A 22,592-nucleotide genomic window follows, 5' to 3' on the forward strand; every position below is an offset into this window, starting at 1 on the left:
AATTGAGCGCTGACAAAAGAAATTCTTATGACCAAGCTCCGCCCTCATCTTCCGCTCAATGCGCTGCGCGCGTTCGAATCGTCGGCGCGCCACCTGAACTTCACGCGCGCCGGCCTCGAGCTGAGCGTGACGCAGGCCGCGGTCAGCCAGCAGGTGCGCTCGCTGGAGGAGCGGCTCGGCTGCGCACTGTTCACGCGGCTGCCGCGCGGCCTCGGGCTCACCGACGAGGGGCGCGCGCTGCTGCCGGTGCTCAGCGACGCGTTCAGCCGCATCGAGACCGTGCTCAAGCAGTTCGACGGCGGGCGCTTCCACGAGGTGCTGACGCTTGGCGTCGTCGGCACCTTTGCCCTAGGCTGGCTAATGCCGCGCTTGAAGCAGTTCGGCGATACGCATCCGTTCGTCGAGCTGCGGATGCGGACCAACAACAACGTCGTCGACCTGGCCGCCGAGGGCCTCGACTTCGCGATCCGCTTCGGGGAAGGCAACTGGCCGGCCACGCGCAACGAGCGCCTGCTCGACGCGCCGCTCACCGCGCTGTGCGCGCCGGACATCGCGCGGCGCCTCGCGCAACCGGCCGATCTCGCGAACGAAACGCTGCTGCGCTCGTACCGCACCGACGAATGGCACGGCTGGTTCGACGCCGCGCAGCTCGCGCCGTGGGCGGTCAACGGGCCCGTGTTCGATTCGTCGCGGCTGATGGTCGAGGCCGCGATGCAAGGCGCGGGCGTCGCGCTCGCGCCGGCGTGCATGTTCGCGCGCGAACTGCAGCTCGGCCTGCTCGTGCGGCCGCTCGACATCGACGTGCGCGCCGGCGGCTACTGGCTCACTTCGCTGAAGTCGAAACCGCTCACGCCGGCAATGACGCTCTTTCGCGACTGGATCGTGGCCGAGGCGGCCGCGACGGCCCAGGCCGAATGACACGGCCCGGCTTGTCCACAGAAAGTGTTGGCAAGGATGTGGATATCCTGGGTACCCGGGACCTAAGCCCTTGATCGCGCACGAATTAGCGCGCCGACGCAGACATCGGGCAGCCTCTGTTCACGGGCGTCGCGAGCCGGCCCCCGACGGCCCGATCCTCAACTGTCGCGACGCAATCGATTGCGAGTTATCCACAGAATATGTTGGCAAGCCTGTGGATATCCCTCAAATGCGGCGCGTAACATCCTGATACAAAAGGGGATTCAATATACGGACCTTGCGAGGTCAACCCTGTGGCAGCGCCGGCGCTTTCGCACGGCCCGCGCCGCACCCGGCGCGGGGGCCGGACGGTTCTCCACAGATTGTGTTGGCAAGCTTGTGGATATCCTGCGCACCAGCCACCTAACTCATTGAGCGCACGGGGTTTTGTGCTTCATCTACAGAATCGGGCAGCCCCGGCGCGGCCCGTGCGGCAGGCGCCGGGGCCGGGGCCATCCGGGCATCAATGCCGGTCGAGCCCGCCGCGCAATTCGCTCGCCTTGTCGCGCAGCGCCTCGTAACCCGAACGCGCATGCTCGGGCAGGTCGGGATCGCCGATCAGCGCGCCGAGCGTTTCGATCAGGCTGAACAGGATGCCCTTCGCCGCGCCGACCGCGATGCTCTGCGATTCGATCGACTTGTGCAGGTGGTCGACCGCCGCTTCCAGATTCTCGAGCTTGTGCTCGCTGTCGTCGGGCCGGTTGTCGGTCGTCATCGTCTACCTCCGCCATCGTTCAAGGGTCATGTCACGATTCTATGCCGCTGCGCGCGAACGTGGCGCGACATCGCGCAACGTTCGCGCCGCGCTAGGGCCTGTTCACGCTAATAACGGGCTTGCGCTGGCCACCAGAAGGGCCGAGCGCAAGGATTGCGACGAAGCGAATACTCGACGTATTCGCGAGGAGCATGACGCGGCGATCGGCCCTTCTGGGGGCCAGCCCCACGAATGATTTTTTCCAAACAGGGGAACGTGCCTTGCCGGCCGCATTGCGGCGTCGCGCGTCGCTTGTTTGGCTCGGCCAAACGGCGCTCCTTGCTTCTTGCACTGCAGCCGGCAAGGCACGTTCGCAAGCCCGTTATTAGCGTGAACAGGCCCTACAGCACCGCGACCACCTTCACTCGGCCCGGCTGCTCCGCCGCCGCGACGACCTGGCCGTCGACACGGCGGAACGTGAGCGACACGGTTTCGTCACCAACGCGCAACGCGTCGATCCGCAGCCAGTCGACGCCTTCCGGCAGCGTCGGGCGCTCGACGCGCACCTCGTGGCGCGCTGCGTCGATGCTCACGCCGAGGCAGGCCTGCAGCATCATGAACGGCGCACCGGCCGCCCACGCCTGCGGCAGGCAGGCCACCGGATACGCGGTCGGCGGTTCGCCGCGCCGGCGCGGGAACCCGCAGAACAGTTCGGGCAGGCGCATCTCGAAGCTCACCGCCGCCTCGAACAGCGCGCGCAGCAGGTTCACCGCGGCGGTCTTGTCGCCGTAGCGCGCCAGCCCGCGCGCGATCAGCGCATTGTCGTGCGGCCACACCGAGCCGTTGTGATACGCCATCGGGTTGAAGCGCGGCTGGCCGGCCGCGAGCGTGCGGATGCCCCACCCCGTCTGGAACAGCGCCGAGCCGAGCACGCCGGCGACCGCCGCGCCGCGCTCGGCGTCGGGCAGACCGAATGCGAGCAGGTGGCCCGCGTTCGACGCGAACACGCGGCACAGGTCGCCATGACCATCGAGCGCGATGCCGTAGAAATCGCCTTCCGGCATCCAGAACAGCGCGTCGACCTGCTCGCGCAACGTCTTCGCGCGCAACGCATAGCGGGTGGCATCGGCCGCGTGGCCGCGCCGGTGCGAGCACATCGACATCGCATCGAGCGCCGCGCACGCATACGCCTGCACCTCGACGAGCGCGATCGGCCCGTCCGGGAAACGGCCGTCGGCGTGGAACACCGAATCGTGGCTGTCCTTCCAGCCCTGGTTCGCGAGGCCGCGCTCCGACGTGCGCTGGTAATCGAGCAGTCCGTAAGGATTGCGGTCGCACTTGTCGATCACCCATTGCGCGGCACGCTCGAGCGCGGGCCACAGCTCGTCGATCAGCGCATCGTCGCCGGTGCGTTCGACGTAGGCACCCGCGAGCACGATGAACAGCGGCGTCGTATCGACCCCGCCGTAGTACAGCGCGAACGGCACCTCGCCGGTCGCGGCCATCTCGCTGCGGCGGAACTCGTGCATGATCTTGCCGGGCTCCGCGTCGCGGAATGCGGACGTCTCGCGCGCCTGGTGCTCGGCCAGGAAGCGCAGCACGCCGCGCGCGAGCGACGGCTGCAGCCACAGCATCTGCAGCGACGTGATCACCGCGTCGCGGCCGAACGGCGTCGAGAACCACGGAATGCCCGCATACGGGTACGGCCCCGTGTCGAGCTGCGTCGTGAGCAGCCCGAGATCCGCGAGCGAGCGGTCGAGCCACGCGTCGAACAGCGGATTGCCGGTGTTCACGCGCGCCATCGATTCGCGCCGCGCGCGCATCTCGCGGTGCACGCCGACGAGCGCGGTGCGCAGCGCGACGCGGCCGCATCCCGGCCCTTCCGCATGCGCGGGGCCGAGCGTCGCGTCGACGGTCAGGTAGATCGACACGCAGGCCTGCGCGGCGATCGTCAGCGTGTAATCGGCACGATCGACCGACAGCGCATCGGGCGCCGGCGAGAAATGCACGGTCACGTTGCGCTCGACGCTGTCGAGCCCGTCATAGCGCAGCCGCACCGCCCCCGCGTCGACGCGCGGCGCCACCACGGTGCCGCGCTTCGGGCGCTGTGTGCCGCGCACCTCGAACATGTCCTTGAAATCGGCCGCGAACGACAGCGACAGCGGCACCTCGGCTTCGCTCGCGCCGTAATTCGTCAGCGTCAGCGCTTCGTAAAGCACGTCGCCCGCGAGCACGCGCATCCGCTCGATGTGGATCACGCCCTCGGGCGTTTCGTGGCCGCCGAGCGGCGGCAGCGGCCGGTTCGTCAGGTGGGCGGTGAACGACGCGTTGTCGGCGCTCGTCGCGCCCGACAGCAGCGACGGCGCGCGACCGCCGAAGGTCAGGCGCCACTTCGACAGCACGCGCATGTCGTCGACGAACAGGCCGTCGTCGTGACCGCCGATGTCGCCGAGCGCGTCGCTGACCACGAACGCATCGCCGGATTTCAGCACGTACTGGTTGTTGCGCGCCAGTGCCTGCGGATCGGCTTCAGGCGCGATGAAGGCGGGGCCCGTCGGTGCGATCGGGGCAACAGGCGCGACTTGCGGCGCCTGGGTCGTCGTGGCTTCAGCGTGATTCGGCATCGATGCTCCTGTGTCGGGTCCGCAACGCGCGGCGCGTCGCGTGTTTCGCACAGGATAGGACAGAACGGGGAACGTGCGCAGCGAGGAAAAAGCCGCGACACCGTGCGACGTTGCCGTCGCCGCATGGCGTCGCGTTCAGGCACATCAGTGACCGCTCAGAACTTCCACAGGATGTTGCCGAGTATCGCGTTGTCGCGCACGCCGCTGCCGTACTGGCCGCTGTACGTGAGGCCGAGCGTCAGGCGCTTCGTGATGTTCGCGTCGATGCCGGCCTCGAGCACGGCGCTGTCGCGCGCAATCGGCACGCCCGATACCTGGAACGACGTGCCGCCGTTCGCGAACGTGAACGCCGACGACGGCGTCACGTTGCCGAACGCATGCCGCCAGCCGACCGTCCCGCGTGCGGTGAACGTGCCGCTCGCGATCGAGCCGAGCTGCGACGCGGCACGCACGCCGAGGGTCGAGAAGCCGACGTGCGTCGTCTCGCCGCCGGCGCGCAGCGCGGCCGCGCCACCGGTTTCCGTATAGCCGTCGGTGTGCAGGTTCACATACGCGAGGCCCGCGAACGGTTCGATCGCCACGGGCCCGACCGGCAGCGCGTAGCCGACTTCGCCGAACACCTGCGCCGAATTCGCGTCGTAGCCGGCCGAATCGTGATCGGAGAAGCCCGCGAAGCCCGGCGAACGGTCGCTGTTGATCCGGTACCACGTGTACGACGCGCCGCCGCGCACACCGAGCGCGCCGTACTGCGCGCCGCCGTACAGCGACAGGTAGTAGCTGTTCACCGACGCCGACGAACTCTGGTCGTTGTCGAGCGAGCTGTGCGTGACGCCCGCGGCCAGGCCAGCCCGCCACTTGTCGTTGAGCGCCATGTCGGCACCGGCGATGAAGCCCGTCATGCTGCGGTTGACCGTCGACGCGTTGCCGTCGCCGGTGAGCCGGCTGCGGCCGCCGAACGCCTGCCCCCAGACGACCGGCTGGTAAGGCGTGCCGCCGTAGCAGCCGTCGCGCGAGCCGATCCGGCGTTCCGGCGGCAGCGTCGGGTCGACCGCGCCGGCCGTGTTGTCGCCGCACAAGGCCGCGCCCCCCGACGACAGCGCCGCGAGCGGGCCCGATCCGGGCGCGAGGCCCTGGCGGACACGATCCGTCACCGCGTCGCGCACATAGCGGCTGTCGAGCAGCAGCATGCTCTTCAGGCTCGCCTGCAGTTCGCCGTCCAGCATCCCGTAGGCACGGCGTGCGGTCGTCGCATCGGTCGTCACCACGGCGTCGTACAGCGGGTTGCCGGCGCCGAGCCCGCCGAGCGCGCCCGCGACCGAGCGCTGGTTCGGCGTCGTCGCGACATCGGGAAACGCGGTACCGTTCGAGACCAGCCGCAGGTACACGTGATCCGGATCGTAGCTGAGCGTCGGCGCGAGGAACGCGTAGTTCGCATTCACCTGGCTGAACGTGCCCTGCACGCCCGACCCCGCGGAGAGGATCGTATAGGTCGTGCTCGGCTGGTAGCCGCTCTGGTTCGCGAGCACCTGCACGGTGCCGCCGTTCAGCGTCGCCGTGCCGCTAGCCGCGAGACTGCCGCTTTGCTGCGGCGAGGCCGCGACCTGGAACGTCGAGCCCGGCTGGAACGTGACGTTGCCGCCCACGTTCAGCGCCGCGCCCGGCTGCGACGCGGCCGCCGTCGCGCCGCCCTGCACCACGAGGCCGCCGATCGTGCCGGTGCCCGTGACCGTCGCACCGTTCTGCACGGTCACGGTCGACTGGCCGAGCGAACCGTTGACGGCGAGCGTGCCCGCGCTGACCGTGGTCGGGCCGCTCAGCGTGCTGGCGCCCGTCAGCGTCAGTTGCCCGCTGCCGGCCTGCGTGAGCGAACCGGTGCCGGACAGCACGCTTGCGATCGTCACGTTGCCGGATTGGTTGACGATCAGCGCGCCGTTGTCGACGACATTGCCGGCGATGCTGCCCGACGTGCCGCCGTTGCCGAGTTGCAGCGCGCCGCCGGCCGCGATCGTGGTGCCGCCCGTGTACGTGTTCGCGCCCGTCAGCGTCTGGACGCCGGTGCCGGCGATCGTCACGCCGCCCGCCCCGCCGATCGTCCCGCCGAACGTGCCGTTGCCGCTGCCGTTCAACGTCAGCGCATTGGCCCCGAGATTGACGGACGCGCCGGCCGCGCCGTTCAACGTGCCGATCGTCTGCGCGCCCGTCGCGCCGCTCGCATCGAACGTCGCACCCGCGCCCGCGAGATTCACCGCGCCCGTCGACGCGAGGCTGCCGCCCGCGCCGAGTGCCAGCGTGCTGCCGCCGTTGATCGTCGTGCCGCCCGTGTAGGTGTTCGCGCCCGTCAGTGTCTGCGTGCCGGTGCCGGCGAACGTCACGCCGCCCGCGCCGCCGATCGCACCGCCGAACGTGCCGTTGCCGCTGCCGTTCAGCGTGAGCGCATTCGTGCCGAGGGTCACGTTCGTGCCGGCGCTGCCGTTCAGCGCACCAATCGTCTGTGCGCCCGTCGCGCCGCTCACGTCGAACTGCGCACCCGTGCCGGCCAGATTCACCGTGCTGCCCGACGCGAGGCTGCCGCCCGCGCCGAGTGCCAACGTGCTGCCGCCGTTGATGGTCGTGCCGCCCGTGTAGGTGTTCGCGCCCGTCAGCGTCTGCGTGCCGGCGCCCGCGAACGTCACGCTGCCCGTGCCGCCGATCGCGCCGCCGAACGTGTTGTTGCCGCTGCCGTTCAGCGTGAGTCCATTCGCGCCGAGGTTCACGTTCGTGCCGGTGCCGCCGGACAGCGTGCCGAGCGTCTGCGCGCCCGATGCGCCGCTCAGGTTGAACGTTGCGCCCGTGCCGGCGAGATTCACCGCGCTGCCCGATGCAAGGCTGCCGCCCGCGCCGAGCGCCAGCGTGCTGCCACCGTTGATGGTCGTGCCGCCCGTATAGGTGTTCGCACCCGTCAGCGTCTGCGTGCCGGTACCGGCGAACGTCACGCTACCGGTGCCGCCGATCACCCCGCCGAACGTCCCGCCGCTTCCGTTCAACGTCAGTGCGTTGCCGCCGAGGTTCACGTTCGTGCCGCCCGCGCCGTTCAACGCACCGAGTGTCTGCGCGCCCGTCGCGCCGCTCACGTCGAACGTCGCACCCGTGCCGGCCAGATTCACCGCGCTGCCCGACGCGAGGCTGCCGCCCGCACTCAACGCCAGCGTGCTGCCACCATTGATCGTCGTACCGCCCGTGTAGGTATTCGCGCCCGTAAGCGTCTGCGTGCCGGCGCCCGCGAACGTCACGCTGCCCGTGCCGCCGATCGCGCCGCCGAACGTGTTGTTGCCGCTGCCGTTCAGCGTGAGTCCATTCGCGCCGAGGTTCACGTTCGTGCCTGCGCCGCCGGACAGCGTGCCGAGCGTCTGCGCGCCCGATGCGCCGCTCAGGTTGAACGTTGCGCCCGTGCCGGCGAGATTCACCGCGCTACCCGACGCGAGGCTGCCGCCCGCGCCGAGCGCCAGCGTGCTGCCGCCGTTGATGGTCGTGCCGCCCGTGTAGGTATTCGCCCCCGTCAGCGTCTGCGTCCCGGTACCCGCGAACGTCACGCTGCCGGTGCCGCCGATCACGCCGCCGAACGTGCCGTTGGTGCTGCCGTTCAACGTCAGTGCGTTGCCGCCGAGGTTCACGTTCGTGCCGCCCGCGCCGTTCAACGCACCGAGTGTCTGCGCGCCCGTCGCGCCGCTCACGTCGAACGTCGCACCCGTGCCGGCCAGATTCACCGCGCTACCCGTCGCGAGGCTGCCGCCCGCGCCCAACGCGAGCGTGCTGCCGGCGTCGATCGTTGTGCCGCCCGTGTAGGTATTCGCACCCGTCAGCGTCTGCGTGCCGGTGCCCGCGAACGTCACGCTACCGGTGCCGCCGATCGCGCCACCGAACGTGCCGCTGGCGGTGCCGCTCAACGTCAGCCCGTTCGCGCCGAGGTTCACGTTCGTATTGGCCGCGCCGTTCAACGCGCCGATCGTCTGCGCGCCCGATGCGCCGCTCAGGTTGAACGTCGCACCCGCACCGGCGAGATTCACTGCACCGCCCGATGCGAGGCTGCCGCCCGCACCGAGCGCCAGCGTGCTGCCGCCGTTGATGGTCGTGCCGCCCGTGTACGTATTGGCGCCCGTCAGCGTCTGCGTGCCGGTACCCGCGAACGTCACGCTGCCGGTGCCGCCGATCACGCCGCCGAACGTACCGTTGGTGCTGCCGTTCAACGTCAGCGCATTCGCGCCCAGGTTCACGCTCGTGCCGCCGATACCGCTCAGCGTGCCGAGCGTCTGCGGTCCCGATGCGCCGCTCAGGTTGAACGTCGCACCCGTGCCGGCGAGATTCACCGCGCTGCCCGATGCAAGGCTGCCGCCCGCGCCGAGCGCCAGCGTGCTGCCACCGTTGATGGTCGTGCCGCCCGTATAGGTGTTCGCACCCGTCAGCGTCTGCGTGCCGGTACCGGCGAACGTCACGCTACCGGTGCCGCCGATCACCCCGCCGAACGTGCCGCTGGCAGTCCCGCTCAACGTCAGCCCGTTCGCGCCCAGATCCACGTTCGTACTGGCCGCGCCATTCAACGCACCGATCGTCTGCGGGCCCGATGCGCCGCTCAGGTTGAACGTCGCGCCCGCACCGGCGAGATTCACCGCGCCGCCCGACGCGAGGCTGCCGCCCGCACCCAGCGCCAGCGTGCTGCCGCCGTTGATCGTCGTGCCACCCGTGTACGTATTCGCGCCCGTCAGCGTCTGCGTGCCGGTACCCGCGAACGTCACGCTACCGGTGCCGCCGATCGCGCCGCCGAACGTGCCATTGGTGCTGCCGTTCAACGTCAACGCATTCGCTCCGAGGTCCACGTTCGTGCCGGCCACCCCGGTCAGCGCGCCGATCGCCTGCGGGCCCGATGCGCCGCTCAGGTTGAACGTCGCGCCCGTGCCGGCGAGGTTCACGGAACCCGTCGACGCGAGACTGCCGCCCGCGCCGAGCGCCAGCGTGCTGCCGCCGTTGATCGTCGTGCCGCCCGTGTACGTGTTCGTGCCGGACAGCGTTTGCGTGCCCGTGCCGGCCACGGTCAGGCCGCCGGCGCCGCCGATCGTGCCGCCGAAATTGCCGCTGGCGGTCCCGCTCAGCGTCAGGCCGTTCGCGCCGAGGCTCACGGCCGCGCCGGCGACGCCGCTCAGTGCGCCGATCGTCTGCGCGCCCGTCGCGCCGCTCAGGTCGAGTGTGGCGCCCACGCCGGCCACGTTCACCGCGCCCGTCGCCGCCAGGCTGCCGCCGGCACCGAGCGCCAGCGTGCCCGCGTTGATCGTCGTGCCGCCCGTGTAGGTGGCCGCGCTCGTCAGCGTCGTCGTCGCCGCGCCGTTCTTCACGAGGGCACCCGCGCCGGTGATGCCGCCGTTCAACGTGAGCGCGTTGCTGCCGCCGAGCGTCAGCGTCGCGCCGGTGCCGAGATTGACCCCGTTGTTGACCGACAGGCTCGCGCTCGTGTCGAGCGTCGCCGCGCCGCCGACGTTCAGCGCGCCGCCGCCGAGCGCCCCGTTGTTGCCGAGCACCAGGCCGCCGCTGTTCAGGTTCGTGCCGCCCGTATAGACGTTCGCGCCCGTCAGGGTCTGCGTGCCGGTGCCGGCCAGCGTCAGGCTGCCGGTGCCGCCGATCACGCCGCCGAAGCTGCCGCTGGCGGTCCCGCCCAGCGTCAGCCCGTTGCCGCCCATGTTGACGGCCGTCCCCGCGACACCCGACAGCGCACCGATCGTCTGGGCGCTGGTCGCCGCGCCCAGGTCGAGCGCCGCGCCCGCGCCTGCCAGGTTCACCGCGCCCGTCGCCGCCAGGCTGCCGCCGGCGCCCACCGCCAGCGTGCCCGCGTTGATCGTCGTGCCGCCCGTGTAAGTGTTCGCGCCCGTCAGCGTCGTAGTCGCCGGGCCATTCTTCACGAGACCGCCCGCGCCGGAAATGCCGCCGCTCAACGCGAGCGCATTGCTGCCGCCCAGCGTCAGCGCCGAACCGTTGCCGAGACTGACCGCGTTGGCGACCGACACGCTCGTGTTGGTGTCGAGTGTCGCGGTGCCCGCGACGTTCACCGTGCCACTGCCAAGCGCACCGTTGTTGCCGAGCACCACGCTGCTGCCGCTGTTCAGGTTCGTGCCGCCCGAGTAGGTGCTCGCGCCGTTCAGCGTCTGCGTGCCGGTGCCGGCCAGCGTCAGGCTGCCGGTGCCGCCGATCGCGCCGCTGAAGGTGCCGCTGGCGGTCCCGCCCAGCGTCAGCCCATTGCCGCCCAGCGCGACGTTCGTCCCGGCCACACCGGACAACGCACCGATCGACTGCGCACCGGTCGCGGCGCTCACGTCGAGCGTCGCACCCGCGCCGGCCAGGTTCACCGCGCCGGTCGCCGCGAGGCTGCCGCCCCCGCTGATCGCCAGCGTGCCCGCGTTGATCGTCGTGCCGCCCGTATAGGTGTTCGCGGCCGTCAACGTCGTGGTCGCCGCGCCGTCCTTCACAAGACCGCCCGCGCCGGTGATGCCGCCGTTCAGCGTGAGGGCATTGCTGCCGCCCAGTGTCAGCGTCGAACCGGTGTTGAGGTTGACTGCGTTGTTGACCGACAGGTTCGTGTTCGTATCGAGCGTCGCCGCGCCGCCGACGGTCAGCGCGCCCGTGCCGAGCGCCGCATGGTTGCCGAGCACCAGGCCGCCCGCGTTCAAGGTCGTGCCGCCGGCGTAATTGTTTGCCCCGGACAGCGTCACCGTCGCCGCGCCGTTCTTCACGAGACCGCCGCCACCCGAAACCGTGCCGCTCAGGCCCAGATTGGTGCTGCCGGCAAGCGTCAGCGTCGTGCCGGCGGCGATGTTGACACCGTTCGCGAGCGACACGTTGGCGGTCGCGTCGAGCGTCGACGAGCCGTTCACGTTCAACGCGCCGAGGCCGAGCGCCGTATTGCTGCCGACGGAGAGGTTGCCGCCATTCAGGTTCGTCCCGCCCGTGTACACGTTGGCGCCGGTCAACGTCTGCGTGCCCGTGCCCGAGAGCGTCACGCCGCCCGTGCCGCCGATCGTGCCCGCGTACGTCGCATTGCCGCTGCCGTTCAACGTCAGCGAATTGCCGCCGAGATTCACGTTCGAGCCGGCCGCGCCCGCCAGCGCACCGACCGTCTGCGTGCCCGACGCGTTGCTCAGGTCGAACGTCGCGCCCGCGCTGCTCAGGTTCACCGTGCCGGATGCCGCGAGGCTGCCGCCCGCACCCAGCGCGAGCGTGCCGCTGTTGATCGTCGTGTCGCCGGTGTAGGTGTTCGTGCCCGTCAGCGTCAGCGTCGCCGCGCCGTTCTTCACGAGGCCGCCGTTGCCGTTGATGGAGCCGGCCAGCCCGAGATTGTTGCTGCCGCCGACCGTCAGCGTCGTGCCCGTGGCGAGATTGACGGTGTTGTTGAGCGTCGCGTTCGTGCTCGAGTCGAGCGTGGCCGAGCCGTTGACGTTCAGCGCGCCGGTGCCGAGCGCCCCGTTGTTGCCGACCACGAGGCCGCCTGCGTTCAGGTTCGTGCCGCCCGTGTAGTTGTTCGCGCCGGACAACGTCAGCGTCCCGCTGTCGTTCTTCGTCAGCGCGCCGCCGCCCGATACCGTACCCGACAGCGTGAGCCCGGTCGAACCCTGCACCGTCAGGCCGCCCGCGCCGAGGCTCACGTTGTTGCTGACGTTGAGCCCGACCGCCCCCGCCTGCAGGGCACCGCCGGTGGCCGTGATCGTGCCGGTGCCGAGCGACGCGTTGTCGTTGATGATCGCGACGCCGCCCGCCAGCGTTGCGTCCTGCGCGGTCGACGCGCCGTTGATCGTCCAGTTGCCGCTCTGGACATCGACGTGATTGAAGTTGATGTAGTTGTTGGCCGCGATCGTGCCGTTCGCGCCAGCCCCCTGCTGCAGCTTGAGCGTGTTGTCGCCGCCCGCGCCGCCGTCGACCGTGCCCGTCGCCGCGACGCCGAGCGTGATCGGGCCGACCGTGATGTTCAGTGCGCCCCCGGTGCCGCCGGCCGTGTTGACCGACGAGCCCGTCACCGCGGTGAACGAGTTCGTGCTGTTCGCACCCATCGACACGCTGCCGTTGATCGTGCCCGAGTTGACGAACGTATTGCCCGCGCCGGGCGTGCCGTTCGAACCGAGCGACACGCGGCCGGTGATCGTCCCGCTGTTGGTCATGTTGACCGTGGCGCCGCCGTACGCGGCGACCACGGGCGCATCCGCGCCGGTGAGGGTCGCGCCGACCAGCGGGTTCGAGCCGATCGTGCCGGTGTTGTTGATCGTCGACGTGCCGCCCGTGCCGTTCTGGACCGACAGCGCCATGCCCGTCACGCCGCTGATCGCCACGCCGGTCGAGCCGTTCATCGTGCCGTTGTTGACGACGGTGGTGCTGGCGCTCGCCGCCGCGTTGCCGATCACCGTGCCGCTCGACAGCACGCCGAGGCCGGTGCCGAGCGCCGACGGGTCGATCGTGCCGTTGTTGGTCAGCTGGGTGTTGTTGCCCGTCAGCGACATCGCGGTGCCGCCGACGCCGAGCAGCACGCCAACGCTCGCGCCGGCGTTGACGGTGGCATGAACGTTGTTCGCGCTGTTCGAATAGTTTGGCGCCAGCGGGTTGGCGACTCCGGAACAGGTCACCGTCGTGCCCGCGGTGGTACAGGTCGCGTAGGCGGGCACGATACCGGCGCCGGACAGCGCCAGAAAAACACCCGTTGGCAACAGCAATTTCGGAAACGGTTCGCCGGATTTTTTCGAACGCGCAAGATTCATGCTTTCCCTCGTTATTGGCTCGTTATTGGAATGGGCATTACCGTGAAACGAAACAACCGGCCGCAGAAAATCGCGGACAAAAGCGTGCACCCCGGCTGTCGCGATGCGACGTCGGCTAATTCATGGACGAATCTTTAAATGGCCCTGGCAGGCAGGTGTGAAACTAGTCGAATGACATGTCGGTGGCCCCTGTTTTTTCTGCAGCGATTTTCTGGTTGATTTGGTTACCGCCCTGCTTTTGTCAGACAAGGCTAGTTCAAAAAAACAGGCTTTACCAGTCGATCTTTACCTTTGCATATCGGGGTGCGGCGAGCGCGCCTTTTTTTACTTATCGGAGCGCTTCAGACAGGTAATTTCGTATGCCGTTTGTCAGCCAATTTGATATTTATCAAAAAAATACGGGAATCGCCGCATCGGTGAAAATACCGATATCGGCACGATTATCACGATGATTTATTGCAATGCAATATTCGCGAGCCCGAAAAATATCGACACGATTTAATCGCCACGCCATCGTTCGCCAGACAAAAGAACGCAAATCCGGCATTTAACCGATCCTCTCGAATTCCGTCGCGTATCGCTCGAACACGATCCCACGTTACGAAAACAGGCTCATCAGATAAAGCATCGGCCGGAACGAAACCGGGCGCGCATCGGGGTTCGCCCACAGCCGCACCGCATACACCGCGTAGGCCGGCACTTCCCGCCAGCTCGAGTAGACGTCGCGCAACTGGAAACGGCGCGGATACGCAGCGGAGATGTCCGCCCGCGCGATGCCGACGCGCTCGAACGCGAGGCGCGCCCGCGCGAGGTGGTAATACTGGCTGACGATCACCACGCGCGACACGCGATGCGCCTGCAGATAGGCGAGCGTGTGCTGCGCGGTCGCGAGCGTGTTGTCGCCCTGGTCGTCGACCACGATCCGGTCGGCCGGCACGCCGCGCGCCACGAGATAGTCGCGCATCGCGGTCGCCTCGCTCAGCCCCGGGCCGTCGATCGCGCCGCTGACGAGGAACGCCGGGCACTGCCCCGTGCGGTAGCAGCGCACACCTACGTCGAGCCGGGCGGCGAGCACGGGCTTCGGCGCGCCGGCCTCGTCGAGCGCGTTGCCGAAGATCACGGCGACGTCGGCCCGCTCGCTCGGCATTCGCATCCCGGACGCGACGAGCGCAACGGCCGCGACGATCCAGAGGCACGCGACGACGGCCAGCAGGCGGCCCAGGCGGGCAAACACGCCCCGTTTGGTGTGGTTTTTCAAGGTTTTCGGTCTCTCAGGTCGTCGGGCGTAGCGGCTTGCCCCGCCCCGGACGGGCGCGTCACGCTAGCACGGTGCGCGTTCGGGTGTCCACGCGACGGACCGATGCCGGACGGCGGACGGCCTTCCTGAAAGTCGACCGGAGACACCTACCCGGCGACGCGGGTACGCATTACGGAGATCGAATGGATGCACATGCGCGCGCCGCTCGGCGACGCCCGGCCGGCACGACCCGGATCAGTCGACCGGGCACATCGTGAGCCGCCCCATCGCCTCGCCCGCGCCGCGCACCGCGCAGGTGGCCGGCTCGTCGGCGATCCGGGCGACGAGCCCCGTCTCGTCGAACAGCAGGCGTTCGATATCCGCGAGCAGCGCGCCGCCGCCCGTCAGCACCACGCCGCGATTCGCGATGTCGGTCACGAGCTCGGCCGGCGCGTTCTCCAGCACCGACTTCACCGCGCCGATCACCTGCTTGAGCGGCGCGGCCAGCGCGTCCGCCACGTCGTGGTTGGACAGTTCGATCGAGCGCGGCAGCCCGTCGCCGACACCCCGACCGACCGCGCGCGTCGACCGGCGCGGCACCGCGCTGGTGGCCGAACCGATCGTCTGCTTCACGTGTTCGGCCGTCTGTTCGCCGAGCAGCACGCCATACAGGTTGCGCACATGGTTGACGATCGCCTCGTCGAACTGGTTACCGCCCACGCGAATCGCCTCGCGGTAGACGATGCCGCCGAGCGCGATCACCGCGACTTCGGTCGTCCCGCCGCCGATATCGACGACCATCGAGCCGACCGGCTCGGTCACCGGCAGGCCCGCGCCGAGCCCGGCCGCCAGCGATTCCTCGATCAGTTCGACCTCCGATACACCCGCGGCAAAGGCGGCCTCACGGAGCGCGCGGCGCTCGACGGCCGTCGCGTCGGACGGCACGCACAACGTGACTTCGACGCGGCGGCCGAAGCGCGAACGCGTGCGCGACATGTCGATGAAGCTGCGGATCATCTGCTCGGCCGCGTGCGCGTCGGCGATCACGCCGTGCCGCATCGGCCGCACGGCTTCGAGATGCCCCGGTGCGCGGCCGAGCAGCGCCTTCGCGAGCTCGCCGACGGCCTCGAGCGTCGGCCGGGCGTCGGTCGCACCGGCACCGGCCTTGCGGAAGCAGACGACCGACGGCTGGTTCAGCACCACGCCGCGTTCGTGCGTATAAATCCGCGTACTCGCCGTTCCAGGGTCGATCGCAACGGGTTGCGCAAACAACTTTCCGAACAGCGGTGTCGACATATCAAACCTTTGTAATCGAACGGACCCGGGCAGCCGCGCTGCATTTCGCGGCGCGTCCATGCCGCCCCATCACGAACTTAGCGGCAAATCGTTCCGATACTTTAGGCAATTCCGATGATTTTTTCGCGAAACAATTGTCAAAAGTGCCGGCCGGGACACCTCCGGCTACGCAACAGCCTCTCGCATTGCGCCTGTAAAACACGGTAATCTCTCGGTCTTGCCTGCTCCCGGCAGGCCTCAGACGCCCGATCACGCCAGGTATTTCCTCCATGACAGCGACCGTTTCCTTCCGCTGGGCGCGGGTGCGCCCGCTTTGCACGACGCTCGTCGCCCTCTGGTGCTGCACGGTCGCCGCGCAACCGCTGCCGGTCGCCGACTCCGCCGCCGCGGTCACCACCGCCCCGATCGCCGCCCCGGTCGCTGCCGTCAGCACGCCGGCTGCCACGCCCGCCGCATCCGGGCACACCTGCGAAGCCGACGGCGGCCCGGCCGGCCGCCCGTCGATCGGCCTCGTGCTGTCCGGCGGCGGCGCCCGCGGCTACGCGCACCTCGGGGTCCTGAAGGTACTGGAAGACAACCGCATCCCGATCGACTGCATCGCGGGCACCAGCATGGGCGCCGTGGTCGGCGGCCTGTACGCGAGCGGCATGGCCGCCGGCGAGATGCAGAAGCGGCTGTCGGAGGTCAACCTCGCGGACATCGCGTTCGACGTGACGGAGCGCGCGGACCTGCCGCAAACCAGCCGGGAGGACGAGCGCCTGTACATCAACGGGCTGACGCTCGGCTTCGGCAAGAAAGGCGTGAAGGTGCCGGTCGGCCTCGTGCAGGGCAACCGGCTGCAGGCGCTGCTCGCGAACTGGACGGCCGCCGTGCCGACCAACCAGCCGTTCGACCGCCTGCCGATCCCGTACCGTGCGGTTGCGACCGACCTGCAGACGGGCCAGATGGTGGTGCTCGACCACGGCTCGCTACCGCTCGCGATCCGCGCGAGCATGGCGATGCCGGGCCTGTTCGCGCCGGCCGAGATCAACGGGCGCGCGCTCGTGGACGGCGGGCTCGTCAGCAACCTGCCCGTCGACACCGCGCGGCAGATGGGCGCGAACGTCGTGATCGCGGTCGACATCGGCTCGCAACTGCGTCCGCTCGACGCGCTCGCGTCGCCGGCCGACGTGATGCAGCAGATGGTCGGCATCCTGATCCGCCAGAACGTGACCGCGCAGCGCAAGCAGCTCGACGCGCAGGACGTGCTGCTCACGCCGGACCTCGGCTCGCTCGCGTTCACCGATTTCCAGAACGCGAAGCAGGCGATCGCCGCAGGCGCTGCCGCCGCGACCGCGGCGCTGCCTAAGCTGAAGCGCTTCGCGCTCACGCCGGAACAGTACGCGGCCTACAAGTCCGCGCACGCGCAGCCGCTGCCGCCGCCGATCCGGATCACGCGCATCGACATCAAGACCTCCGGCGGCGTGCCGAAGCAGGTCGTCAGCAACGCGCTGCACGTGAAACCCGGCGACACCTACGATCCGGACACCGTCAGCCAGGATCTGCTCGGGCTCACGACGGGCGGCAACTTCGAGAGCGTCACGCAGCAGATCGTGAGCCACGGCAACGAAAACGTGCTCGAGATCGACGCGCGCGAGAAATACTGGGGGCCGAACTTCCTGCTGTTCGGGCTCGGCATGTCGAGCAGTTCGACCGACGAGGGCGGCTTCCGCCTGCACGTCGGCTACCGGCGGCCGTGGCTCACCGAATCCGGGCTCGAATTCCGCGCGGACACGACGATCGGCAGCGACCTGCAATCGGCGCGCATCGAGTTCCGCCAGCCGCTGTCGATGGCCTACGGCGTCTATCTGTCGCCGTACGCGGAATACCAGCGCCGCTACGCGAACCTGTACGACGACACCGGCGACGTGAAGATCACGCAGTACCTGATGCAGACCGCACGTGCCGGCCTCGATTTCGGGCTGCCGATCGGGCGACTCGGCGATTTCCGGATCGGCCTCGGTTACGTGACCGGGCACGGCTCGCCGACCTACAACGTGCCGTTCGACGACGGCAACGGCCAGACGCTGCTGTGGCCCAGCTTCACGTCGCAGGCGCTGACCGCGCGCGCACGGCTCGTGATCGACCAGCTCGACGATCCGCTGTTCCCGCGCAAGGGCTATTTCACCGAGCTGCGCGTCGAACGCTCGCTGGTGTCGCGCAACGGGGGCTCGGCGTCGGACTTCGACGACAGCATCAACACCGCGCCCTACACCGAGATCTACGGCAAGGCGATGGTCGCGCAGCAGTTCGGCCGGCACAGCGTCAGCGCGACGATCGAAGGCGGCAAGAGCATCGGCGGCACCAACCTGATCAACGCATTCAATTTCACGCTCGGCGGCTTCCAGCATCTGTCCGCGTATGCGGCCGACCAGTTGAACGGCAACGAGCTCGCGTATGCGCAGGTGACCTACATGAACCAGTTGATGACGTTCAACGCGTCGCCGATCAAGGCGCTGTCGGTGGGCGCCAGCGCGGAAGTCGGCAACGTCTGGTCGAGCGGCCAGCAGATCGGCGGCGGTGCGCTCAAGCAGAGCTATACGTTCTTCACGAGCCTGTCGACCGCGTTCGGGCCCGTGTACATCGGCGTCGCGCTCGCGCCCGGCGGCCGCCGCAACTTCTACCTGCAGCTCGGCCGTACCTATTGAGCGTGTGCGGATGCCGCTTCGGCGGCAGCCGCGTCTGCCTCGCGCCGCCCGGCCGGGTCAGAACTCCGCCGCCATCGCGACTACGCGGGCTCGCGCCCGCTCGATACTGTCGCTTGCGCGTGCCCCCCACGTGTGTTCGACGGTCAGGCTCCTGACCTCGCTCACGCCGATGAACCTCAACCAGAATTCGATGTAGTCGGCCTGATGCCGGAACCCGGGATTGTCGGCGCCCGCGCCGGGTTCCCGGCTTTGCCCGCGAACATGGATCACCAGCGCGCGCGGAATCTCCAGCAACGGCGCGTACGCCGTGCCGTCGAACGTAAACAGCATGTTCCGCTGGCTGACGAGATCGATCAGCTGCTTGAGCTTGTACGGATAGCCGAAATTCCACATCGGCACACCGACGACGATCCGGTCCGCCGCCTGAAAGCGCTTCACGAGCGACTGGATGCGCCGCCAGATCGACTGCTCCGCCTCATCCATCGGCGCGTTGGCGACGCCCTTGTACTTGGCGCCGATCGCCTCGCTGTCGAAGTCCGGCAAGTCCTCCTCCCAGACATTCAGCGTATCGACGTCGATCGTGGCGCCCGTCTCCCGGTACGCATCGACAAAGGCAGTGGCGACCGCGATCGAAGCCGACCTGGCGCCGCGGGGAGAAGACACGATGTTCAACAGCCGCATGATGTGTGACCCGACAGGAATGCATGAACAAGGGGCGGCCCTCGTGGTAGCCCCGGCTTCACTGCTGCGTCGCGGGCCGCCCGCCTGCACTGTCATGGACCGGTCCGCCGATATAGTTGCAAATGCAATCGTAATGCAAAGCGCGTACGCGTGGCAAACGAATCGCCACGCGATTGCGGTGCGGGAAGGTGTCGATACGGGGAAGGTACGGCGGGAACGGCCGGCGACGCGCGCGAGTCCGGCGCGCGGCTGTCGTGCTGTCGTGCTGTCGTGCTGTCGTGCTGTCGTGCTGTCGTGCTGTCGTGCTGTCGTGCTGTCGTGCTGTCGTGCTGTCGTGCTGTCGTGCTGTCGTTGCTGTCGGGCTCGGCGCCCGCGCGGTGTATCGCTAGACCGGCCAGCTGATCTCGAAGCGCGCGCCACCAAGCTCGACGGGATCGACGACCGCGATCCGGCCGTTGTGCGCATGGAGCACCTGTCGCGTGATCGACAGGCCGAGGCCATAGCCGCCGGTGCGGCGGTCGAGGCGCACGAATGCGTCGAAGATGCGCTCGCGTTCGCTCTCCGGCACGCCGGGGCCGTCGTCCTCGACGAAGATCCCGATGTTGCCGTGCACGAGCGAGATCCCGACGACGATCCGCGATTTCGCGTACTTGCTCGCGTTGCGCAACAGGTTGCGCATCGCATACGACATCAGCCGCCGGTCCATCTTCACGCGCAGGTCCGATGCGATCGCGATGCGCGACTCGATCGTGCGCTCCGGATACAGCAGCTGCGCATCGCTGACCTGATGCTCGAACCACGCGACGGGGGCCGTCATCTCGAGGTTCGACTGCAGCGAGCTGTATTCGAGCCGCGCATACGTGAGGCTCATGTCGATCAGTTCCTCGAGCTCGGTCACGTCCTGCGCGATGCTCTCGAGCGCGCCCTGGTATTCGGCCGCGGAACCCGGTTCGCGCAGCATTTCGAGCGCGAACCGCACGCGCGCGAGCGGCGTGCGCAGCTCGTGCGAGATCCCGTTCGTCAGATCGCGCTGCGCGGCGATCAGCCGTTCCATGCGCATCGCGAGCGCATTCAGCGTCCGCGCGAGCGGGCCGATGATCACGCTGTGCGATTCGCGCGCACGCGTGTTGAAGCGTCCGCCCGTGAAGTCGATCGCGCGCTCGCGCACCATCACGAGATCCGACCACACGGGCCGCATCCATCGATACGCCGCGAGCGCGGGTGCGGCGAACACGAAGACGAGCACGATCCAGATGTCGCCGGGCAGCGAGTCGAACGCATGCCACACGACCTGCGGCGACAATTCGACGCACAGCGCGAGCGCCGGCACGAGCGCGGTCAGCAGCACGAGGCCGAGCAGGTGAAGGTAGGTACGCACGTAAAGGCGCGACCAGCTCGGGATGCGGTCGGCGCGCGTGTCGGTCCACGCGCGGCGGAAATGCAGCCAGCGCCACTTGACGTAGCGCAGTGTCGGCAGCGGCGGTGCATCGGGGTGCGAACGGGTTCGTCGGATCATCTCGGCTCCCGGCCGGCGGGTGGAGTGCCCGCGCGGAACGTGACGGCGTCGTGCGAACGCCGCGTCATTCCCACGCGTGCTTGCTGAATTGATAGCCCTTGCTGCGGATCGTCTTGATCCGCTGCGGGTTGCTCGCGTCGTCGCGCAGCTTGCGGCGCAGCTTCGAGATGCGCCCGTCGATCGTGCGGTCGAGGCCGTCGAATTCGACGCCGCGCAACTGCAGCATCAGGTCGTCGCGGCTGACGACTTCGCCCGCATGGCAGACGAGCGCCCACAGCAGGTCGAATTCGGCCGACGTCAGGTCGGGCGTGCTGCCGTCGGGCAGCACGACGGAGCGGTCGGTGCGGTCGATCGAGAACTTGCCGAACGCGTAGCGCTCGGGCTGCGGCGCGGCGCTCTCGGTCACGCGCGCGGGCGCGCGGCGCAGCTGGGCCTTGATCCGCGCGAGCAGGATGCGCGGCTCGACCGGCTTGTGCACGTAGTCGTCCGCGCCGAACTCGAGGCCGAGCAGTTCGTCGAACGGCTCGTCGCGCGCCGTCACCATGATGATCACGCCATCGTACTGCTTGCGGGCCTCGCGGCAGATTTCGAAGCCGTCCTTGCCCGGCAGGTTCACGTCGAGAATGACGAGATCGGGACGAATGGACAGGATCGCCGGCACCGCGGCGTCACCATGCAGCACAGTGTCGACTTCATAGTCGTTCTTGCGCAGGTAGCCGGCGATCAGCGTGGACAGGCGGGTGTCGTCTTCGACGAGCAGGATGCGAAAAGACATGGGCAGCGGTCGGGTCATCGGGGAAGCCGCGGCGGCGGCGCCGGCGGGGTGCCGGACGCCGGCCATTGGCCGAAACGTACCGCATGATACTGCGCCGGCCGATTGCCTGTTCAGAGGTCTTGAAAATAAGGGCTCGATATCGTCCGAGCTTGACGAATCGGCGCCGGGACGGTTCCATACGGGCTCGCCGGAATCCGGCCACTCACCTACCCGCCTGACTTGATGAATTACCAGACGATCCTCGAACGCATCCACACCGAACTCGCCCCCTGGATTGGCCAGGGCCGGGTTGCCGACTACATCCCCGAACTCGCGAAAGTGCCCGCCGACAAGTTCGGGATGGCCGTCGTGACGCTGGACGGAAACGTTTGCACGGTCGGCGATGCGTACGAGCGCTTCTCGATCCAGAGCATCTCGAAGCTGTTCGCGTGCACGCTCGCGTTCCAGCTGCTCGGCGACGAACTGTGGGAACGGGTCGGCCGCGAGCCGTCCGGCAACGCGTTCAATTCGCTGGTCCAGCTCGAGAGCGAGCGCGGCAAGCCGCGCAATCCGTTCATCAACGCCGGGGCACTGGTCGTCACCGACGTGCTGTGCCGCCGCTTCGTGAAGGCCGAGACGGCGCTCGTCGAATTCGTGCGGCGGCTGATCGGCGCGAACGACATCGACTACGATTCGCGCGTCGCGCAATCGGAACTGCAGCACGCAGAGCGCAACCGCGCGATGGCGCACTTCATGGCGAGCTTCGGCAACATGCAGATGCCGCCCGACACGGTGATCGACGCGTATTGCCGCCAGTGCGCGATCACGATGAACTGCGTCGAGCTCGCGCGCGCGGCACTGTTCCTCGCGAACGGCGGTGTCGCGCCGGTCACCGGCGAGCGGATCGTCGATTCGAGTTCCGCGAAGCGGCTGTCGGCGCTGATGCTGACTTGTGGCACCTACGATGCGGCGGGAGATTTCGTGTATCGCGTCGGGCTGCCCGCGAAAAGTGGCGTCGGCGGCGGGATCGTCGCGGTGCTACCGGGCGAGATGGCCGTATGCGTGTGGGCGCCGGGGCTCGATGCGAACGGGAACTCGTTGGCCGGCACGTTGGCGCTGGAATGGTTGACGACTTATTCGGGAAGGTCGATTTTTTGACGCGGCGGGGTTAGGCGGGTCTTTATCTGACGCAACGGCGGGTTGAATCCGCAACCCAACTCGGCCACTCAGTACTTGTCCATTCTGCTGTTCCATCTCGGAGTACAGCAGTCACTCGTTCGGCCAGCACTCGCGATACGTTCTGGGTGGAAGTAGACACCTGTGCGGGCTTTATGAACATACCACAAGTGGTGGAATCAAATAATCTCGGACGCTTGATTGCAAC

Annotated in this window: 12 protein-coding genes; 3 read left to right on the forward strand and 9 right to left on the reverse strand. The window is 68.6% G+C overall.

What is annotated here, in order from left to right; all coding sequences use genetic code 11:
- The first annotated feature begins 27 nt into the window (after positions 1–27).
- Complete coding sequence (gene penR / locus LGM89_RS03330) at positions 28–918, forward strand: beta-lactamase transcriptional regulator PenR (RefSeq protein ID WP_226272275.1); 891 nt, start codon at positions 28–30, stop codon at positions 916–918.
- A gap of 502 nt (positions 919–1,420) precedes the next feature.
- On the opposite strand, the gene LGM89_RS03335 is transcribed toward penR, so the two are convergent.
- The 6 genes from LGM89_RS03335 to LGM89_RS03360 all read right to left on the reverse strand — a co-directional run bounded on the left by LGM89_RS03335 (position 1,421) and on the right by LGM89_RS03360 (position 15,570).
- On the reverse strand, positions 1,421–1,672 hold the full coding sequence (locus LGM89_RS03335) for a hypothetical protein (RefSeq protein ID WP_011354368.1): 252 nt from the start codon (positions 1,670–1,672) through the stop codon (positions 1,421–1,423).
- Positions 1,673–2,052: 380 nt separating this feature from the next.
- Positions 2,053–4,275, reverse strand: coding sequence for an amylo-alpha-1,6-glucosidase (locus LGM89_RS03340; protein ID WP_089496457.1), 2,223 nt, complete (start codon positions 4,273–4,275; stop codon positions 2,053–2,055).
- A gap of 155 nt (positions 4,276–4,430) precedes the next feature.
- Positions 4,431–13,037, reverse strand: coding sequence for an autotransporter-associated beta strand repeat-containing protein (locus LGM89_RS03345; RefSeq protein WP_226272276.1), 8,607 nt, complete (start codon positions 13,035–13,037; stop codon positions 4,431–4,433).
- Between the two features lie 388 nt (positions 13,038–13,425).
- Positions 13,426–13,584, reverse strand: coding sequence for a hypothetical protein (locus LGM89_RS03350; protein WP_226272277.1), 159 nt, complete (start codon positions 13,582–13,584; stop codon positions 13,426–13,428).
- Between the two features lie 51 nt (positions 13,585–13,635).
- Positions 13,636–14,295, reverse strand: coding sequence for a YdcF family protein (locus LGM89_RS03355; RefSeq protein ID WP_226272278.1), 660 nt, complete (start codon positions 14,293–14,295; stop codon positions 13,636–13,638).
- A gap of 234 nt (positions 14,296–14,529) precedes the next feature.
- A complete protein-coding gene (locus LGM89_RS03360) occupies positions 14,530–15,570 on the reverse strand; it encodes a rod shape-determining protein (protein WP_226272279.1) in 1,041 nt (346 codons plus the stop codon).
- 269 nt (positions 15,571–15,839) lie between these two features.
- Here LGM89_RS03360 and LGM89_RS03365 point away from each other — a divergent pair, with 269 nt between their 5' ends.
- The gene (locus tag LGM89_RS03365) at positions 15,840–18,257 is read left to right on the forward strand and encodes a patatin-like phospholipase family protein (protein ID WP_226272280.1); all 2,418 of its coding nucleotides are present in this window, start codon (positions 15,840–15,842) and stop codon (positions 18,255–18,257) included.
- A 57-nt stretch (positions 18,258–18,314) separates the two neighbouring features.
- Here LGM89_RS03365 and LGM89_RS03370 read toward each other — a convergent pair whose 3' ends face one another.
- From LGM89_RS03370 to LGM89_RS03380, 3 genes are all read right to left on the reverse strand, one after another.
- The gene (locus LGM89_RS03370; protein WP_226272281.1) at positions 18,315–18,938 is read right to left on the reverse strand and encodes an FMN-dependent NADH-azoreductase; all 624 of its coding nucleotides are present in this window, start codon (positions 18,936–18,938) and stop codon (positions 18,315–18,317) included.
- A gap of 385 nt (positions 18,939–19,323) precedes the next feature.
- Complete coding sequence (locus tag LGM89_RS03375) at positions 19,324–20,454, reverse strand: ATP-binding protein (RefSeq protein WP_089441896.1); 1,131 nt, start codon at positions 20,452–20,454, stop codon at positions 19,324–19,326.
- A 64-nt stretch (positions 20,455–20,518) separates the two neighbouring features.
- Complete coding sequence (locus LGM89_RS03380; protein WP_174936844.1) at positions 20,519–21,229, reverse strand: response regulator; 711 nt, start codon at positions 21,227–21,229, stop codon at positions 20,519–20,521.
- A 222-nt stretch (positions 21,230–21,451) separates the two neighbouring features.
- On the opposite strand from LGM89_RS03380, the gene LGM89_RS03385 reads away from it, so the two are divergent.
- Positions 21,452–22,366: a glutaminase gene (locus LGM89_RS03385; RefSeq protein ID WP_011354359.1), complete on the forward strand. Its 915-nt coding sequence runs from the start codon at positions 21,452–21,454 to the stop codon at positions 22,364–22,366.
- Positions 22,367–22,592 lie beyond the last annotated feature (226 nt).

Source organism: Burkholderia sp. AU31624, assembly GCF_020420065.1.
Lineage (GTDB): Bacteria > Pseudomonadota > Gammaproteobacteria > Burkholderiales > Burkholderiaceae > Burkholderia.